Origin of the sequence: Gemmata algarum (genome assembly GCF_034097035.1) — a bacterium.
GTDB classification, from domain to species: Bacteria; Planctomycetota; Planctomycetia; order Gemmatales; family Gemmataceae; genus Gemmata; species Gemmata algarum.
Window position 1 is genome coordinate 1 of sequence record NZ_JAXBLV010000237.1, and the last position, 15660, is coordinate 15660.

Below are 15660 nucleotides of genomic sequence, written 5' to 3' on the forward strand. Positions count from 1 at the left end.
GATGTGACAGACCGGAAGTGAAATGGGCGGTGTTCCTATGGAACCGCGAACGTCTCGTCCGCTGCTCCGGGGTGGGCAAAGCTCGGCGGGATGCCCGCACCACGAAACGATGTGCCGACCAGCGGGGTTCCCGTCCGCGCTCCCAGGGGGGCGCCACACCCGCGGCACAACCCCTACCCTCGCAACCCGAGGCACCCGGCGCCCGCGGCCACAATCAGGCACGCGACCAGGCGCCTCGAACCGAGCTGTTCGCCGAGGAAGAGCCACCCCAGGACGGCCGCAACCACGACGCTCGACTCCCGCAGCGCCGAGACCTGTCCCATCGGGCTGATGCTCGCCGCCCAGATGACGATGGCATATGCCGCCAGCGATACCACCCCGCCAGCCGCCGAGCGCATCGAACCGGAATCGAGCCGAACGGGGCCACTCGCCCAGACCGGGAGCATGGCCAAACCGTTGAAGATGAACAGCCATGCCGCATAAGACCAAGCGTTACCCGACGCCCGGCTCCCGAGGCCGTCAATGACCGTGTACGCCGCGATCGTCGCCCCCGCCAGGGCGGCGGGTACGATGCCACGAGTGAACCCACCCTCTCGTCCCTCACGAGCCAGCCCGAGAATCCCTCCGCAAACCAGAGCGATGCCGACGAGGGTGAAGGCGTCGAGTTGTTCACCCGCCACGACCGCCGCACCGGCGGCCACGAGCATCGGAGAAGAGCCGCGGGCGACCGGGTACGAAACGCCCAGATCGCCGTGCCGGTACGCCAGCACCAGCAGGAAGTTGTAGGTGACGTGAAGAGCAACCGAAAGAGACATGTAGACCCAGCTCGCCGTGTGCGGGAGCGGCAAGAAGGCAGCCCACACCGCGGACGCCGCCCCGGCCGTCGCGGCCATCACCGTGATCGAGCGCATCCGATCGCCCCGCCCTTTCAGCAGGGCGTTCCACGACGCGTGCAAAAAGGCCGAAAAGAGAACTAAACCGGCGACCCACGGGCTCACAGTTCAACGGCCCCCTTGGTTCCACTTTGCGTTGAGGCAGTTTACGGAAACCGCGTTCGGGGACGCGGCGATGCGCCGGCTCGCGCCTCCTGACCTCGACTCGCCGAGCCGTTCGGCTTACCCTCCCCAGCCTCTCTGCAAGCCGCACTCGGCGAACAACCATCCCGGAGAAGATCGTTATGGAGAAGGTGCAGGGTATCGGCGGGGTGTTCTTGAGGGCGCGCGATCCGAAGGCCCTCGCGGCTTGGTACCGGGAACATCTCGGACTTCCGGTCGATGCGGACCAAACGTTCGGGGCGCTGACCTCGGACGGACCGGGCGAGATGACCGTCTGGGCCGTCCACCCCACCGACACGCAATATTTCGGTCCCGGCGCGGCGCCGTTCATGGTGAACTACCGCGTAAAGAACCTCGACGCCATGCTGGCGCAACTCCGCGCCGCCGGCGCAACGGTCGAAGAAAAGGTCGAGGACTACGACTACGGACGCTTCGGTTGGGCAACGGACCCGGAAGGGAACCGCTTCGAGTTGTGGGAGCCGAAATAACGCGACTCAAGAAACGGCATCATCTCACGGACCGGCCGTACCACTCTTCCCACAACTTGCGGTAGCGCGGGATGTACCGGTCGTAGGGCTCTGCGGCCGTCGCAGTGCGGACGGCCCGGCTCACATGAAGGCAATGCGGGGCATGGCAGTAAGCAGCGAGATGCGCGAGCGCACGTGATGAGCCCAACAAAATGAGCCGTGGCAACGAATGGCCCCGGAAGTGCATAGAGGCTCGCTGACTGAAGTCAGTTACCCCTTTATCACGTTCGAGGCCGTCATGGTTCGCTGGGCTATCCTGTTCTTCATCATCGCGCTGATCGCCGCCCTGTTCGGGTTCGGTGGGATCGCGGGCGATGCCGCGTGGATCGGAAAGATCCTGCTCGTGGTGTTCCTGATCCTGGCTGTGGTGTCGATGCTGTTCGGTCGTAAGGGTCCGCCGGTGTCGTGACGCGCCGACGTTCGGTTACAGCGCCGGTCGGCACCCGCGGGACCTGCTCCCTCGGGTGCCGACCGGTTTGTGCGCGCTCACCAGCGACCGCGTTCCACTTCGATCCGGGCGTCCTGGCCCCGGCGCTCCAGCATCCGAACGACGCGCTGGGCGTCGTCCCGGTCCCGGTAGGTGCCGTAAGTGTCCCAGTGCCCGTGGTGCCGCACTTTCACCTCGAACCGCACGTCGCGATGGTCGTGACGATCGAACACGTCAGGAGCAGCGTTCGCGGCCGAAGACACACCGGCGATGGCCCCTGTGGCGAGCACGGCAGACAGGATCAGCTTGCGGATCATGGCTCTCTCCTCGTTGCGGGTCGGCTTCCGTCGGCCCTTGTGCGAGAAGAACGGTGTGCAGTTGAGGTGTTGCGCCCGGCGAGCGGCGTTCTCATTTCCAGTTCATGGCGGCGCTCGTCCCGGAGCCACTCGATAGGCGCCGCTCTGTTCTTCACTCACGTTCCGGTTACCAGTTTCCGTTTTTGGTCTGGGTGTTTGTGGCGCCGACGTTCCGACCTGTGCGGTGCGTGATGGCCCAATAGCCCGAAGGGTGAACCGGTTCACTCGCCCGCCTCCGCCGGCACCTCCGGTTCCGGTTCCGCGACCGCTGGCGCGATCACGTTACCACCGGAGTCGAGGTGAATGATGGACTCCCGCCCGCCCTTGAGCACGTGAAGGTCGTAGACCCACGCCCCGCCCTCGACGCGCTCCCGGAGCCAGTTCCCCTCGGCGCCTGTCGCCAGCGTCTCTACGGCAGGGCGGACAAGGGCGGGGATGCGGGCGGCCCGTTGCTGGTCGCCTTCCGCCCCGTACCCGCTCGGGAGCTGGAGCCGGGTGCGAACGTGGTCCGCCACGGGGGGCGCGACCACCGAACAAGCGAGGAACAGGAAACCGAATCCGATGTATCGTTCGGGGTGGCGTGTCATGGCTGTTCTCCTGCGGCCGGCGGGGTCGCCGTGTGCGACCGTCAGCCGACCTTCAAGATGCAGGGTAACGCCGCAGACTAATATCCCCGTGAAGTGCGGATAAAGTTCTCTTCATCTGCCAACGCGGGCAGGGTGACCCGGAACCGGGCGCCGCCATCCGGCCGGTTCTCGGCCGCCACCCGGCCACCGAACGCCGCCGCGAGGCGAGCCACCACGGCCAGCCCGAGCCCGGAACCGGGCAGCGCGGTCGCACGCCCGGAGCGGAAGAACGGCTCGAACACGTGCGGAAGGTCCGCCGCGTCGATTCCCGGCCCGCGGTCCTCGACGGCGATCACGGCGCTCGCGCCCTCGGTAAACGCGCGAACGACCACGGGCGCGCCCGGCGGGCTGTACTTGAGCGCGTTGTCGATCAGGTTCCCGACCAGCTCGCGCAGCAGCGGGGGGTGTGCGGCCACGCGAAGCGCGGCTCGCGGTTCGGGCTCGAAGGAGATGTCCCCGTGCCGCGCCCGGGACGTGAGGGTGGCGAGGAACTCGGGCACCCACTGGCGGAGGTCAACGGGTTCGGTCCGGGGCGGCGGGGCGTCCGCGTCGGATCGGGCGAGGAACAGGAGCGCTTCGACGCTCCGGGTCAGTTCGGCGGCCTGGCGCCGGACCACCTCCAGCACGCGCTCATATTCTTCCGGCGGCCGTGGACGCCGGAGGGCGACTTCGACCTGCCCGAGGATAGTTCCGAGCGGGGTGCGGAGCTGGTGGGAGGCCTCGGCCGTGAACCGGCGCTCGCGCTCCAGGGCCGAGCGCAGGCGGCCCAACAGGTCGCTCATGGCCGCGTGCAGCTCCTCCAGTTCGCCCTTCGCGCCCGGCGGCGGGAGCCGCGCGCCGGTGTCCTCGGCGCGCATCGCTCGTGCGGCCCCGGCCATCTCGGTGAGGGGGCGCAGCGCCCTCCGACAGACCCACCGCCCGGCCGCCCACGCGCCGAGCCACACCGCGAGCGACACGACGGCGAGCCCGGCCGCCAGCGCGTTGAGCGCGGCGTGCAGCGGCCCGGTCCGCACCCCGGTCGTGAACACCAGGGCCGGGTACTCGCCCTTCTCGGTTTCTTCCTTCGTCCGGTCTCGCGTGAGGAGCAGGCCCGCCGCGCCCGGCGGGTGGACCAGCCTTCGTGACAGCACCCACCCCTCGGCGGAGGGCTCGTCCGTTCCCGGTCCGGACGCGGCAATCAGTTCGGCGGTACCGGGCGCCGGGCTCCGATCAACGGGCGTCCCGCGGGCGTCGGTGACGTACCAGTAGACCGTACCGCCGAGCGGCCCCGGGCCGAGGGACACGTCGCGGTCGGACGGCTCCCATTCGACCGCGTCCGCTTCGATGTCCACGGACGCCACCAGAGTTGCCGCCGACCGGTCCGCGGACGCCACGGCCGCATGGTGAACGTACCAGTGCGCGACGGCGTAGAGCACCGAGCAGAAAACAACAAGGACAGCCGCGAGCGCCGCCTGTGAGAAGAGGAGCAGCCGGGTGGTGAGGCTCACGGTGCGTCCCCATCGACGGAGAACCGGTACCCACGGTTGCGAAGCGTGTGAATCAGCCGGGGGCCGTGCCCCTCGAGCTTCCGGCGGAGGTCCTTGACATGAACCTCGAGCGTGTTGGACGTGCCGTCGTACCGCTCGTCCCAAACGTGTTCGTAGATGCGGGTGCGGGTGAGCACCTGACCGGGGTGCCGCAAGAACAGCACCAGCAGCGCGTACTCCTTGGCGGTCAGGTCGAGCTTGTGACCGGCCCGCTCGGCGCGCTGGGTGGCGAGATCGACGCGAACGTCGGCGTGGGACAGGGTCGTGCCGGTGACCGCGGCCGGCCTCCGCGCGAGCGCGCGGACGCGGGCCAGGAGTTCGTCGAACGCGAAGGGTTTGGTGAGGTAATCGTCGGCCCCGGCGTCGAGCCCGGCGACCCGATCGGGCACGGCGTCCCGGGCCGTGAGCATCAGGACCGGGGTGGCGCGGCCCGCCGCGCGGAGCCGTTTCAGAAGGGAAAGACCGTCCTCGTCTGGCAAACCGCGGTCGAGCAGTACCACGTCCCAGTCGGCGGTCGCGAGCGCGTGCCAAGCGGTACGCGCGTCCGGGGCGCGTTCGACTGTAAACCCTTCTTCCCGAAGCCCGCGAACCACGAAATCCGCGAAGTCGGCCTGATCCTCGACGACGAGAAGTTTTAAGCTCATGCGGCGCCTCGCGTTGGTGCGACCGGACGGGCATTATACGGCGGCACCCGCCCTGCCCTTCACGCGGCCGCACCTCGAGTTGGCACCCGGGGCCGTTCCGCATTTCACCTCGCCGCGTGCGGGCTTGTTGGGTGAGTGGGGCGCGCCTCCGGCCGAGGTGCTCCCGGCCCGCATGTTCCCGGTCTGGCGAGCCGCCAACGGCCCCGGACGCGCGAGCGGCAAGGGCTTCTTCACCCGCTGCCGGCGGTGCTCGGTGGGGCCACGGTTCCGAGCACCGCCGGGTTTTAGTCGGCGGCATGGGCTGATTCACCAGTGCCGACGGTGCTCGGGTTGGTTGCATTGGCGGTGCTGATGGGCCACACGGGCAGACAGTGGATCGCCCGGTTCGGGCGCCAGTACAGGCCCCATTGGCTCACGCGCGGTGGTTCCGAAGTACCGGACGCCGTCCGCATCGCCTCCGTCCAAGCCCCTGCGGCGGATCGCCCCTCAGCAACCGGGCAACTGCTGAGGGGCGGCCCTGGGGCGGTGGATGGCGGGCATTTGGCACCGGCAACCCACGCATGTGACCGTTGAGGGCACGCCCCTGCGCGGGAGCGGCAACGGGGAGGTGCCGGGTGGCCGACCACGCCCCGTCAGCCGCAGCAGTATTCAACCAGATCCGGGTGAACTCCAAGACCAACAAGCACAAGGCGGCCGTGGAGTGACTCAGGATCATGCTTGTGAACAGCGCGCCAAGAGCGGTGTGCCCGCCGATAGCACATCCGAGGCCATCGAATGGCTTCAGGTACACCCAGGCCACGCACACAAGCTCATCGGCATTACCAGAGTGAATAACGGAACGGCCCTAACTGTTTTAGTTCCGGTCTTGTCAATCCGCGAATTGGTCCTTATATCTACGGTACGAGCTGATCCCCGATAGCTCAACGGTAGAGCGAGCGGCTGTTAACCGCTAGGTTCTTGGTTCGAATCCAAGTCGGGGAGCTGAGTCAGCGGGTGCGGAATAATGCACCCCAGGAGTTAACTCGCACAGCCGGGAGCATGGCCTTCCGGCTGTCACCATTTCTGCCACGTTTTCCGGGCACTTTTTCACCTCTCACCCACCCAGCAAAAGTCTCGGGTTCGACGGAGATATCTCGGGGTCCGAGGCGAACCCCACCGTTCCAACTCGCACCCCGAACTTCTCGCCCGAAAAGTCTCGCGCTCTCGCCGAGAGACTACCCCACGAGTTAACACCGGGTTCGTCTCGCACCCCGAGCGCGATCCGAACCCGCGCGGCCACCGAGTCGCGCGCCGCACAGAAGCCCATCCGACCACCGGGCACGGCGACCGATCGAGGGCGCATGATGCCACTTGAGCGTCTCCGGGCCGGGGGTACACTCAACTCGGCCCCCACCACGACGAGCGCTCCGATGACGCGACCGCTCCGCTTCCGCCCCGCGCCGCCGCGCCCGGACCTCACCGCCCCGGTGATCCTCGCCTGGGCCGACGCGTTCCACGCCCGCACCGGCCGTTGGCCCTCCCGCACGGACGGCACCGCGGACCTCCCCGATACCACCTGGTCCGCCGTTGACGGCTGCCTGAAGAACGGCTCCCGCGGGCTGCCCGGCGGCTCCTCGCTGGCCAAGCTGCTGCTCGAGCACCGCGGGCGCCGGCACCACACGTACCTACCCGCGCTCACCCCCGAACTGGTCCTCGCCTGGGCCGACGCGCACCGCGCCCGCGCCGGAACGTGGCCCGGACAGGACAGCGGGCCGATCGACGGCGCCCCCGGCGAGACCTGGTCCGGGGTCAACTGTGCGCTCGCCGAGGGGTGCCGCGGGCTCCCCGGCGGCTCGTCCCTGACCCAGCTGCTCCAGGCCCGGCGCGGGGCCCGCAACCACCTGGACCTGCCCGCACTCGCCCCCGAACAGATCCTCGCCTGGGCCGACGCCCACCGCGCCCGCACCGGGAGATGGCCCCGGCAGAACACCGGGCCGATCGACGGCGCCCCCGGCGAGACCTGGTCCGGGGTCAGCGCGGCCCTGCTCGTGGGGTGCCGCGGGCTGGCCCCGGGGGGCTCGCTGGCCCGGCTCCTGGCGGCCCACCGCGGGGCCCGCAATCCCGCCGCCGTACCGAAACTCCAGCGGTGGGAGGTGCTGCTCTGGGCCGACGCCCACCACGCGCGCACCGGGAACTGGCCGACCGCGGACGCGGGCCCGATCCCCGCGTCCCCGGGCGACACTTGGTCGGCGGTCGACGCGGCGCTGCAGGCCGGCACCCGCGGGCTCCCGGGCGGGGACTCGCTGGCCCGGCTCCTAGACCGCCGCGGCCGCAAGCCCAACTTCGCCGCCCGGCCCGCGCTGACGGTCCGCGCCGTCCTCGCCTGGGCCGACGCCCACCAGCGCCGCACCGGCGCGTGGCCGACCGCGCGCTCCGGACCGATCGACGGGCGCGGAGCCGAGACGTGGAGGCGGGTGGACCGCGCGCTGCGGGCCGGGGCCCGCGGGCTCCCGGGCGGGTCGTCGCTGGCCCGGCTCCTCGGGGACCGGCGCGGGGTCCGCACCCCGGCCGCCGCCGCGCCCCTCACACCCGACCAGATCCTCACCTGGGCCGACGCCCACCGCGCCCGCACCGGGGCGTGGCCGACCGCGACCTCCGGCGCGATCGACGGGGCCGCGGAGGAGACCTGGTCGGCGGTGGCCGCGGCCCTGGAGACCGGGTCCCGCGGGCTCCCCGGGGGCGACTCCCTGGCCCGGCTCCTGGCGGCCCGGCGCGGGGTCCGCAACCACATGGCGCTTCCCCCGTTCACGGTCGCAACGATCCTCGCCTGGGCCGACGCCCACCACACCCGCACCGGGGCGTGGCCGTCGGGCAAGGGGGGCGCCATCCCGGACGCGCCCGGGGAGACGTGGCGGGCGGTCGAGGCCGCGCTCGGCGCGGGCCTGCGCGGGCTCCCGGGCGGCGACACCCTGGCCCGGCTCCTGGCCCGGCGCCGCGGGGCCCGGAACCGCAAGGCCCTGCCGGCCCTCGCGGTCGAGCGGATCCGCCGCTGGGTGCGGGCCCACCACCGGCGCACCGGCACCTGGCCGCGGCGCGGCGACGGGCCGATCCCGGACGCGCCGGGCGAAACGTGGCACGCGGTCGACCAGGCCCTGTACCGCGGGCTCCGGGGGCTGCCCGGTGGGTCCTCGCTCCCGCAACTGGTGCGCGGGTGCCGAGCGGCGCCCCCCGCCCCGGGCCGTGGCGCGCCCCGCCGGGGCGGCTCCTGAAGGCGAACGCTCCGGCCGGCCGCTCCTCAATTCGCACCCCGAGTTGAACACGTCGAACGCGCTCGGTGTAATTAACAGGTAGACGTCTCGCCCGTTCCCGCCAGCACGCCGGTCGCACCGCGAAGGCCGCTGGGGTCCACCCCCGAGGTGCCCCGATGCCTTCCACCCGCACCCCCGTCACCCTCACCCCCGACGACCGCGCCCGCGAGCTGGCCCGGCTCCTCGCCACCGGGCTGGTGCGCCTCGGCTCGGCCCTGCTCGCACACGAACCACCGCCCTCCACCGGCACCGCCGGAACCTCAGATTTCGGCACGAATGGGCTTGCTGTACCGCCCGGAAAGAGCGTCACTGGGACCGGCGGTTAACGCCGCCGAGAGCCAAGATCGCCAGCTTTTCCGTGGAGGTCACGAGGTGCCGATCGACGTCGCAAAAGAACTGGCCGGGCTACGCCGGCTCACCCCGAAAGAGCTGCGGGCGCGGTACGCCGAGGTGTTCGGCGAGCCGACCGCGTCGGGCAACCGCACGTGGCTCGTGCGAAGGATCGCGTGGCGGCTCCAGGCCCTGGCCGAGGGCGGGCTCAGCGCCCGCGCGCAAGCCCGGGCCGTGGAGCTGGCCCGGGATGCGGACCTGCGGGTGATCCCGCCCAAGGGGCACGCCGACGAACCCGCGCCCGGCCCGGTCCGCACCGGCACCGTGCCCACGCACGCGAGTGACCCGCGACTGCCCCCGCCCGGCACGATCCTCACCCGCACGTACAAGGGCGCCGACGTCCAGGTGCAGGTGCTGGCCGCCGGGTTCGAGTACGACGGCCGGACGTTCGCCTCGCTCAGCGCGGTCGCCGCAGCGGTCACCGGGACCCACCTCAACGGGTTCCACTTCTTCAAGCTCAACAAGCCGGAGGGCACATGAAACGGAACGGCACAGCGACCGCCCCGAAGCCCGCGCCGCGGGCCGCGGTCAAGTTGGTGCGGTGCGCGATCTACACCCGCAAGTCCACCGAGGAGGGTCTCGAGCAGGAGTTCAACTCGCTCGACGCCCAGCGCGAGGCCGGCGAGGCGTTCGTCCGCTCGCAGGCGGGTGAGGGCTGGGTGCTGATGCCCGAGCGGTACGACGACGGCGGGTACACGGGCGGCAACACGGACCGCCCCGGCCTCCAGAAGCTCATGGCCCACATCGAGGAGGGCCGGGTCGACTGCGTGATCGTGTACAAGGTCGACCGGCTCAGCCGCTCGCTCCTCGACTTCGCCCAGCTGATGCGCGCGTTCGAGCAGCAGCAGGTGGCGTTCGTGTCCGTCACCCAGCAGTTCAACACCGCTACCTCGATGGGCCGGCTGGTGCTCAACGTGCTCCTGTCGTTCGCGCAGTTCGAGCGCGAGATCATCTCCGAGCGGACCCGCGACAAGATCGCCGCCACCCGCCGCAAGGGCAAGTGGGCCGGTGGGCACCCGGTCCTGGGTTACGACATCGACCCCAACGGCTACAAGCTGGTGGTGAACGCCGCCGAGGCCGAGCGGGTGCGGCAGATCTTCGCCCTGTACCTCGAGCACGGGTCCCTGCTCCCGGTGGCCGACGAGCTCGCAACCCGGGGCTGGACCACCAAGCAGTGGACCACCCGCAAGGGGCCGGCGCGCGGGGGCAAGCGGTTCGACCGCACCAATCTGTACAACCTGCTCACCAACCCGCTGTACATCGGCAAGGTCAAGTACAAGGACGAGGTGCACGACGGCGAGCACCCGGCGGTCGTCGACCCGGGCGTGTTCCACCGGGTGCAGGAGGCGCTGCGGCGCAACGGCCGCACCGGCGGGGCGCACGTGCGCAACCAGTTCGGGGCCGTGCTCAAGGGGCTGTTGCGGTGCGCCCCGTGCGGGGCCGCCATGACCCCCACGCACAGCACCAAGGGGGCCAAGCGGTACCGGTACTACGCGTGCGTCGCCGGCCAGAAGCGCGGGGCCCGCACGTGCCCGTCCCGGAGCGTGCCGGCCGAGCCCGTCGAGACCTTTGTGGTCGACCGGATCCGGGCCGTGGGCCGGGACCCCGAGCTGCTGCGCCAGGTGCTGGACCGGGCGCGGGACGCGGGCGCCGCCCGGGCCGCCGAGCTGGAGGCCGAGCGGGCCGGGCTGGACAAGGACCTGCGGGGCTGGCACGCCGAGGTGCGGACCCTGTCGGTGCAGCTACACCCGGGCGAGGACAACGGCCCGCTGGTGGCCCGGCTGGCGGACCTGCACGAGCGCATCGGCAACGTCGAGGGGCGGGTCACCAAGGTGCGCGACCAGATCCAGGCGGTGACCGCGCAGCGGGTGCCCGAGGAGCACGCGGCCCGGGCCCTGGCCGCGTTCGACCCGGTGTGGGGCGTCCTCAACCCGCTCGAGCGCGCCCGCGTCATCGCGCTCTTGGTCGAGACGGTCGTGTACGACGGGCGCGACGGCCGGGTCACCGTGTCGTTCCATCCCACCGGCATCAAAGCGCTGGCCGACGAACTGGCCGACCGCGTCGAGCACAAGGAGCGCGCGTGAGCACCGCCACCACGGCCCCGCTGACGGTGGCCGGCACGATCCACTTCGCCCGCAAGGGCCGCACCAAGGAGCTGCGCGAGGGCCCGGCTCCGGTGCCGCCCGCACCCGGCCGGGTGCCCCGCGTGGCGCGACTGATGGCCCTGGCGCTCAAGTTCGACGAACTGATCCGCACCGGCGCGGTGACCGACCAGGCCGAGCTGGCGCGGCTGGGGCACGTGACCCAGGCCCGCGTCAGCCAGATCATGGCCCTCCTCCACCTGGCCCCCGATCTCATCGAAACGGTCTTGTTCTTGCCCCCGGTGGTGCATGGACGGGATCCGCTGGTGCTCCGCGACCTGCGGCCAATCGCCACCACCTCCGACTGGTCGCGGCAGCGCGCGATGTGGCGCAACCTGCGCGCGTGTATTTCCCCGTCGCACACGGATTAACCCGCCGAACCGCCACAACGGACCTCGACGGCCCGCTCCCGCCGGGCAACATATACACGCGTATAAATCCGAGCTTGACCCGGGAGCCGAGGGCAATGGGCAGTGTTCGACTCGGGCGCCTTCCCGACACTAAACCCTGGCGGCAGGTCGTCGCGCACATCGCCGGGGGCGACAGCGCCGCCGTCGTCGCCGGTGCCGTCTCGCACGCGGCGGTCCAAGGGCTCGAGCGCGGCGTGTGGGACCCGGGGGTCTCGCGCGTCGTGTTCCTGCTCGCCCGCACCGCCGTCGCCGCACGGGCCGCGGACTTCGTGGCCGCCCTGGCCGAGATCGACGTTCGCGTCCCCGACGCCCCGGACCTGTTCGACCTGACGGTCGGGCTCACCGCCGCCGTGCAGGACTGGCACACCGCGCACCCGGGCCGGCGCACCGACCTGGGCGAGATGGCCGCCCTCGCCGCCGCCGAGTGCCTCACGGCCCTGGTCGGGGACCGCACCGCCGAGCTGTTCGCCACCGGCGAGCGGGTGCGCAACGCGGTCCGCGATTTCGCCACCGAGAACGGGTTCAAGGCCCTTGGGCACGACTACTTCGCCCGGTTCGTGCGCCGGTTCCTCCTGTACCACCTGGGCCGCGAGCTGTCCCAACACGTGGGCGGCGCCGGTCGGTTCGCGGACCATTCCGCGCACGCCCAGTTCGTCGCCGACCTCGACACCCACTGCCGCGAGGCCGCGGCGGTCGTCCACACGTTCGCCGGCGAGTGGTACAACAAGTCCCGGTCCCGGTTCCTGGGCGGCGTCACCGAGCGCCAGGCCGCCGGGTTCACCGCCCGGTGCCTGGAGAAGCTCCGCGGCGAGCTCCACCGACGGGGGACCCGCGGTGGATGAGCTCAACCTCGTCCTGTGCGGCGGGCTGTCCCGCGCCGCGGCCCCGCGCACGCGGCAGCGGGTCCGGCAAATACCGCTCGAGTTCGGCTCCGCGGCCGACGTGCACCTGCGGGTCAACCAGCTCACCGACGCCATGTGCGCCAAGGCCGACAGCGTCACCCTGGACCTGCTCGAGCTGGCCGCGTACGTGCACACCGCCGACCAGGCGGTCACCCGCGGCGGGGCCGCGGAGATCGACTACGGGGACGGCTGGCGCCGCCGGTTCCGGTTCGAGGTGCCGGTGCGGCTCCCCGCCCTGTGGCGCCGGCCCGACGTGCAGCGCGCGCTGACCGGGGCCCTCGAGTTCCTGACCGACGACGTGTACGAGTTCGGGTTCCACCAGGCCGTGGACCCGCGGCGCTCGAGCGACTACCTGGTCGAGGGCGGGGCCGGCGGCGTCGACGAGGTGGTGCTGTTCTCGGGCGGCCTGGACTCGCTGTGCGGGGCCGTCACGGAACTCGAGCGGGGCCGCCGGGTGGTGCTCCTGAGCCACCGCTCCTCGACCCGCATCTTCGCCCGCCAGCGGGCCCTGTTCGACGCGCTCCGCGCGCGCGTGCCGGCGGGGCCGCCCCCGCTCCACGTGCACGTCACCCTGAACAAGGACGAGGGGCACGGCCGCGAATTCACCCAGCGCGGCCGGTCGTTCGTGTTCGCGGCGCTGGCCGCGGCGACCGCCCGGCTGGCCGGCCTGGACCGGTTCCGGTTCTACGAGAACGGGGTCACCAGCCTGAACCTGCCGCTCAGCCCCGAGCTGGTCGGGGCCCGCGCGTCGCGCACCACCCACCCGCAGGTGCTGGCCCGGTTCGGGCGCCTGTTCACCCTCCTGTTCGGCTCCCCGTTCGCCGTCGAGAACGCGGCCCAGGGCCACACCAAGGTCGAGCTGCTGGAGCGGCTCCGGGCGAGCGGCCACGCCCCGCTGTGCGCCCTGACCTGCAGCTGCAGCCGCGTGTGGGGCCAGCCGGAGGCGCGGCCCCATTGCGGGCGGTGCTCGCAGTGCGTGGACCGCCGGCTGTGCGCACTGGCGGCCGGGCTGAGCGACGCCGACGACCCGCCGGACGGGTACGCGAGCGACCCGCTGACCGGCGCGCGGGAGGGGCCGGACCTGACTCTGGCCGAGCGGTACGTCGGGCTCGCGCGGGAACTGGCCCCGCTCGAGGGGCCGCGGGCGTTCGCGGTCCGGTTCCCCGAAGTGAACGCGGCGCTCGCGTACCTCGGGACGTCCCCGGCCGCCGCGGCGGCCGCGTGTCACGACTTGTACCGGCGCCACGCCGACGGGGTAGCGCGCGGGGTCCGACGCGCGCTGGACGCGGTCGGCGTGCTGAACCTGCACGCGGTGCCCCCGCCCTCGCTGCTCGGGCTCGTCCTCGGGCGCGGCGTTCCGGGGGCCGCCCCGCCGGCCCCGTTCGCGCCCTCCGAGCGCGGGTTCGTGGTCGACCCGGACCGGTTCCAGGTGCGGTTCAACGGCGCCCCCTGCCAACTCGGGAACACCAAAGAGTTCCACTTCATCGCGCGGCTGCACCGGGGCCGCGGGGTGTACCTGTCGCTCGCGGTGCTCGGCCGGGACGTGTGGGACGACGCCGGGGTTGCGAAAGGGTCGGTGCACCGGGTGGCCGCGTCCGCGCGACGGAGCCTGGTCGCACTGGGCCTGCCGCCGGAGACGATCGACGGGTCGAACAAGGGGCACTACCGGCTCACCCTGCCCGCCACGTGAGCCGGGCTCGTTACACGCGTGTCAGCAAAATATCAGCGGCACCGACCACGGAATGTCAGCGGCCCGTGCGATGGTAACCGGGCCGAGCTCATGAGCGGCTCGGGTGGCCACGGAGATCCGCTGATGACCGCACCGTTACACCGCTGTTCCGGCGGTGCCCCCACCACGTCCGCCCTGAGCCCGGCCCGGCGCCAGTTCCTCGGGCTGCTCCAGCGGCTCAACTTCGGCCGCGTCGAGGGCCTCCTCGTGCGTGCCGGTGAGCCCGTCCTCGATCCCATGCCCGTGGTGATCCGCGAGCACAAGTTCGGGGGCGACAACGGCCCCCGCCCCGAGGCCGGGCGCCCCGACCACCAGCTCAAGGCCCAGGTGACCGACCTGATGGCCCTGCTCGACGCCCTCGGGGATGGCACCATCGCGGTGCTGAGCGTCAAGCACGGGCTCCCGTTCCACGCCGAGCTGCCCGCGTAACCGGGCCCCCGTCCCCGCCGGTCCGATTCACTCACCCGACGTTCAGCCGGCCGCACCGCGGAGGCGATCGTGGGCACCGAACCCGGTGTTCGCATCGCCACCGCTCCGTGCGGCCAGGCGCCTCGGGATCCGTGCCCGCGCCCTCCGCTCCCCGGCCGGGAGGAGCATGCCCGTGTCCGAATGCCCCGACCGCTCCGGTCCCGACAACCCGATTGACCCGACCGCGGCCGCGATCATCCGCCGCAAGGCGCGCCGCATGGTGGGCCGGGCCGGGCTGCGGCCCCAGGACCGCGAGGACATCGAACACGACCTCGTCCTCCGCGTGCTCGTGCAGCGGCACCGGTTCGACGACGGGCGTGGCACCTGGCCCGCGTTCGTGTGGCGGGTCGTGGAACGGGCCGGCGACAACATCCTCCGCTCGCGGCGCCGCGCCAAGCGGGCCGGGCGCCCCGCCGAGTCGCTCACCGCGGGCTCCGCCACGGCCGACCCGGCGGAGTCGAGCGCCCGGGCCGCGGACCTGGCGCGGGCCCTGGCCGCACTGCCGCCCGAGCTCCGCGCCGTGGCCGTGCTGTTGACCACCCACACCGCGGCCGCGGCGGCCCGCGCCCTGGGCCTCTCGCGGTCCACCGTGTACGCCCGGCTGCAACGGATCCGCGCCCGCCCCGAGTGGGCCGGGCTGGCCGAGTATTTGTGAGCGCCGCTGAACACCCCGCGGGCGTTCGGTGTAGTTCTCTGGGTAGAGGGATTTCGCGCGTGCGGTCGGCTCGGTGCGGGAGACGCCGCGGCAACGCCCCGAGGAACGAGCCGGCCCCGCCGCGGGCCGACGGGATCGTTCCGGACTCGAGCCCCACGTGCCGCGAGGACCCGCGATGACGACCGACCGATACCGCTACCAGTTCGGCCCCGCGATCCCGGTCGCCGAGGTCGAGACCACCCTGCTCCTTTCCGTCTTTGGGGTCGAGGCGCTGCACGGCGAGTCGCAGACGCGGCTCGACGCGGGGCACGCGTTCGACGCACGGGCGCGCACCGTGGCGATCGACGCCTCCACCCCCGTCGGGCGCGACCTGAACCGCCTGTTCGTCGGGTTCCTGACCCGCGAGTTCGGCTCCGGCGGCTTCCGCGTCGAGCGGATCGAGCACCCGCCCGAGCCGGCGCCGCGCCCCGCGCCCGTAACCGCTTAACGGCCCACCCACACTAACGCACCCCGAGCA

Annotated in this window: 17 protein-coding genes and 1 tRNA gene; 13 read left to right on the forward strand and 5 right to left on the reverse strand. The window is 72.0% G+C overall.

Features of this window, described 5'->3' with window-relative positions; genetic code table 11:
- Positions 1-173 precede the first annotated feature (173 nt).
- Positions 174-911, reverse strand: coding sequence for an EamA family transporter (locus R5W23_RS30120; RefSeq protein WP_320689583.1), 738 nt, complete (start codon positions 909-911; stop codon positions 174-176).
- A gap of 266 nt (positions 912-1177) precedes the next feature.
- On the opposite strand from R5W23_RS30120, the gene R5W23_RS30125 reads away from it, so the two are divergent.
- Both R5W23_RS30125 and R5W23_RS30130 read left to right on the forward strand, forming a co-directional pair.
- Positions 1178-1543 carry a VOC family protein gene (locus R5W23_RS30125; RefSeq protein WP_320689584.1) on the forward strand — a complete coding sequence of 122 codons (366 nt, stop codon included), beginning with the start codon at positions 1178-1180 and terminating at the stop codon, positions 1541-1543.
- 277 nt (positions 1544-1820) lie between these two features.
- On the forward strand, positions 1821-1991 hold the full coding sequence (locus R5W23_RS30130; RefSeq protein ID WP_010044159.1) for a DUF1328 domain-containing protein: 171 nt from the start codon (positions 1821-1823) through the stop codon (positions 1989-1991).
- 77 nt (positions 1992-2068) lie between these two features.
- On the opposite strand, the gene R5W23_RS30135 is transcribed toward R5W23_RS30130, so the two are convergent.
- From R5W23_RS30135 to R5W23_RS30150, 4 genes are all read right to left on the reverse strand, one after another.
- Entirely contained in the window at positions 2069-2326 is a 258-nt protein-coding gene (locus R5W23_RS30135; RefSeq protein ID WP_261188694.1) for a hypothetical protein, read from the reverse strand.
- A gap of 260 nt (positions 2327-2586) precedes the next feature.
- Entirely contained in the window at positions 2587-2952 is a 366-nt protein-coding gene (locus tag R5W23_RS30140) for a hypothetical protein (RefSeq protein ID WP_320689585.1), read from the reverse strand.
- A 77-nt stretch (positions 2953-3029) separates the two neighbouring features.
- Positions 3030-4478, reverse strand: coding sequence for a sensor histidine kinase (locus R5W23_RS30145; protein ID WP_320689586.1), 1449 nt, complete (start codon positions 4476-4478; stop codon positions 3030-3032).
- Positions 4475-5161, reverse strand: a complete 687-nt coding sequence (locus R5W23_RS30150; protein ID WP_261188697.1) for a response regulator transcription factor — start codon at positions 5159-5161, stop codon at positions 4475-4477. Before R5W23_RS30150 ends, R5W23_RS30145 begins: the two co-directional genes overlap by 4 nt.
- A 909-nt stretch (positions 5162-6070) precedes the next feature.
- Here R5W23_RS30150 and R5W23_RS30155 point away from each other — a divergent pair.
- The 11 genes from R5W23_RS30155 (at position 6071) to R5W23_RS30205 (ending at position 15630) form a co-directional block, all read left to right on the forward strand.
- Positions 6071-6142: transfer RNA gene (locus tag R5W23_RS30155), tRNA-Asn, on the forward strand.
- Positions 6143-6570: 428 nt separating this feature from the next.
- Positions 6571-8409, forward strand: coding sequence for a serine/threonine-protein kinase (locus tag R5W23_RS30160; RefSeq protein ID WP_320689587.1), 1839 nt, complete (start codon positions 6571-6573; stop codon positions 8407-8409).
- A 155-nt stretch (positions 8410-8564) separates the two neighbouring features.
- Entirely contained in the window at positions 8565-8774 is a 210-nt protein-coding gene (locus R5W23_RS30165) for a hypothetical protein (RefSeq protein WP_320689588.1), read from the forward strand.
- Between the two features lie 46 nt (positions 8775-8820).
- Positions 8821-9318 carry a DUF2924 domain-containing protein gene (locus R5W23_RS30170; RefSeq protein WP_320689589.1) on the forward strand — a complete coding sequence of 166 codons (498 nt, stop codon included), beginning with the start codon at positions 8821-8823 and terminating at the stop codon, positions 9316-9318.
- The gene (locus R5W23_RS30175; protein WP_320689590.1) at positions 9315-10922 is read left to right on the forward strand and encodes a recombinase family protein; all 1608 of its coding nucleotides are present in this window, start codon (positions 9315-9317) and stop codon (positions 10920-10922) included. The genes R5W23_RS30170 and R5W23_RS30175 overlap by 4 nt, the downstream gene beginning before the upstream one ends.
- Positions 10919-11350, forward strand: a complete 432-nt coding sequence (locus tag R5W23_RS30180) for a hypothetical protein (protein ID WP_320689591.1) — start codon at positions 10919-10921, stop codon at positions 11348-11350. The genes R5W23_RS30175 and R5W23_RS30180 overlap by 4 nt, the downstream gene beginning before the upstream one ends.
- A 95-nt stretch (positions 11351-11445) precedes the next feature.
- Positions 11446-12231: a hypothetical protein gene (locus R5W23_RS30185; RefSeq protein ID WP_320689592.1), complete on the forward strand. Its 786-nt coding sequence runs from the start codon at positions 11446-11448 to the stop codon at positions 12229-12231.
- Positions 12224-13981: a hypothetical protein gene (locus R5W23_RS30190; protein ID WP_320689593.1), complete on the forward strand. Its 1758-nt coding sequence runs from the start codon at positions 12224-12226 to the stop codon at positions 13979-13981. The genes R5W23_RS30185 and R5W23_RS30190 overlap by 8 nt, the downstream gene beginning before the upstream one ends.
- Before the next feature lie 123 nt (positions 13982-14104).
- On the forward strand, positions 14105-14449 hold the full coding sequence (locus R5W23_RS30195; RefSeq protein ID WP_320689594.1) for a hypothetical protein: 345 nt from the start codon (positions 14105-14107) through the stop codon (positions 14447-14449).
- Positions 14450-14621: 172 nt separating this feature from the next.
- The gene (locus R5W23_RS30200; RefSeq protein ID WP_320689595.1) at positions 14622-15143 is read left to right on the forward strand and encodes a hypothetical protein; all 522 of its coding nucleotides are present in this window, start codon (positions 14622-14624) and stop codon (positions 15141-15143) included.
- 175 nt (positions 15144-15318) lie between these two features.
- A complete protein-coding gene (locus R5W23_RS30205) occupies positions 15319-15630 on the forward strand; it encodes a hypothetical protein (RefSeq protein WP_320689596.1) in 312 nt (103 codons plus the stop codon).
- The last annotated feature ends 30 nt before the right edge of the window (positions 15631-15660 follow it).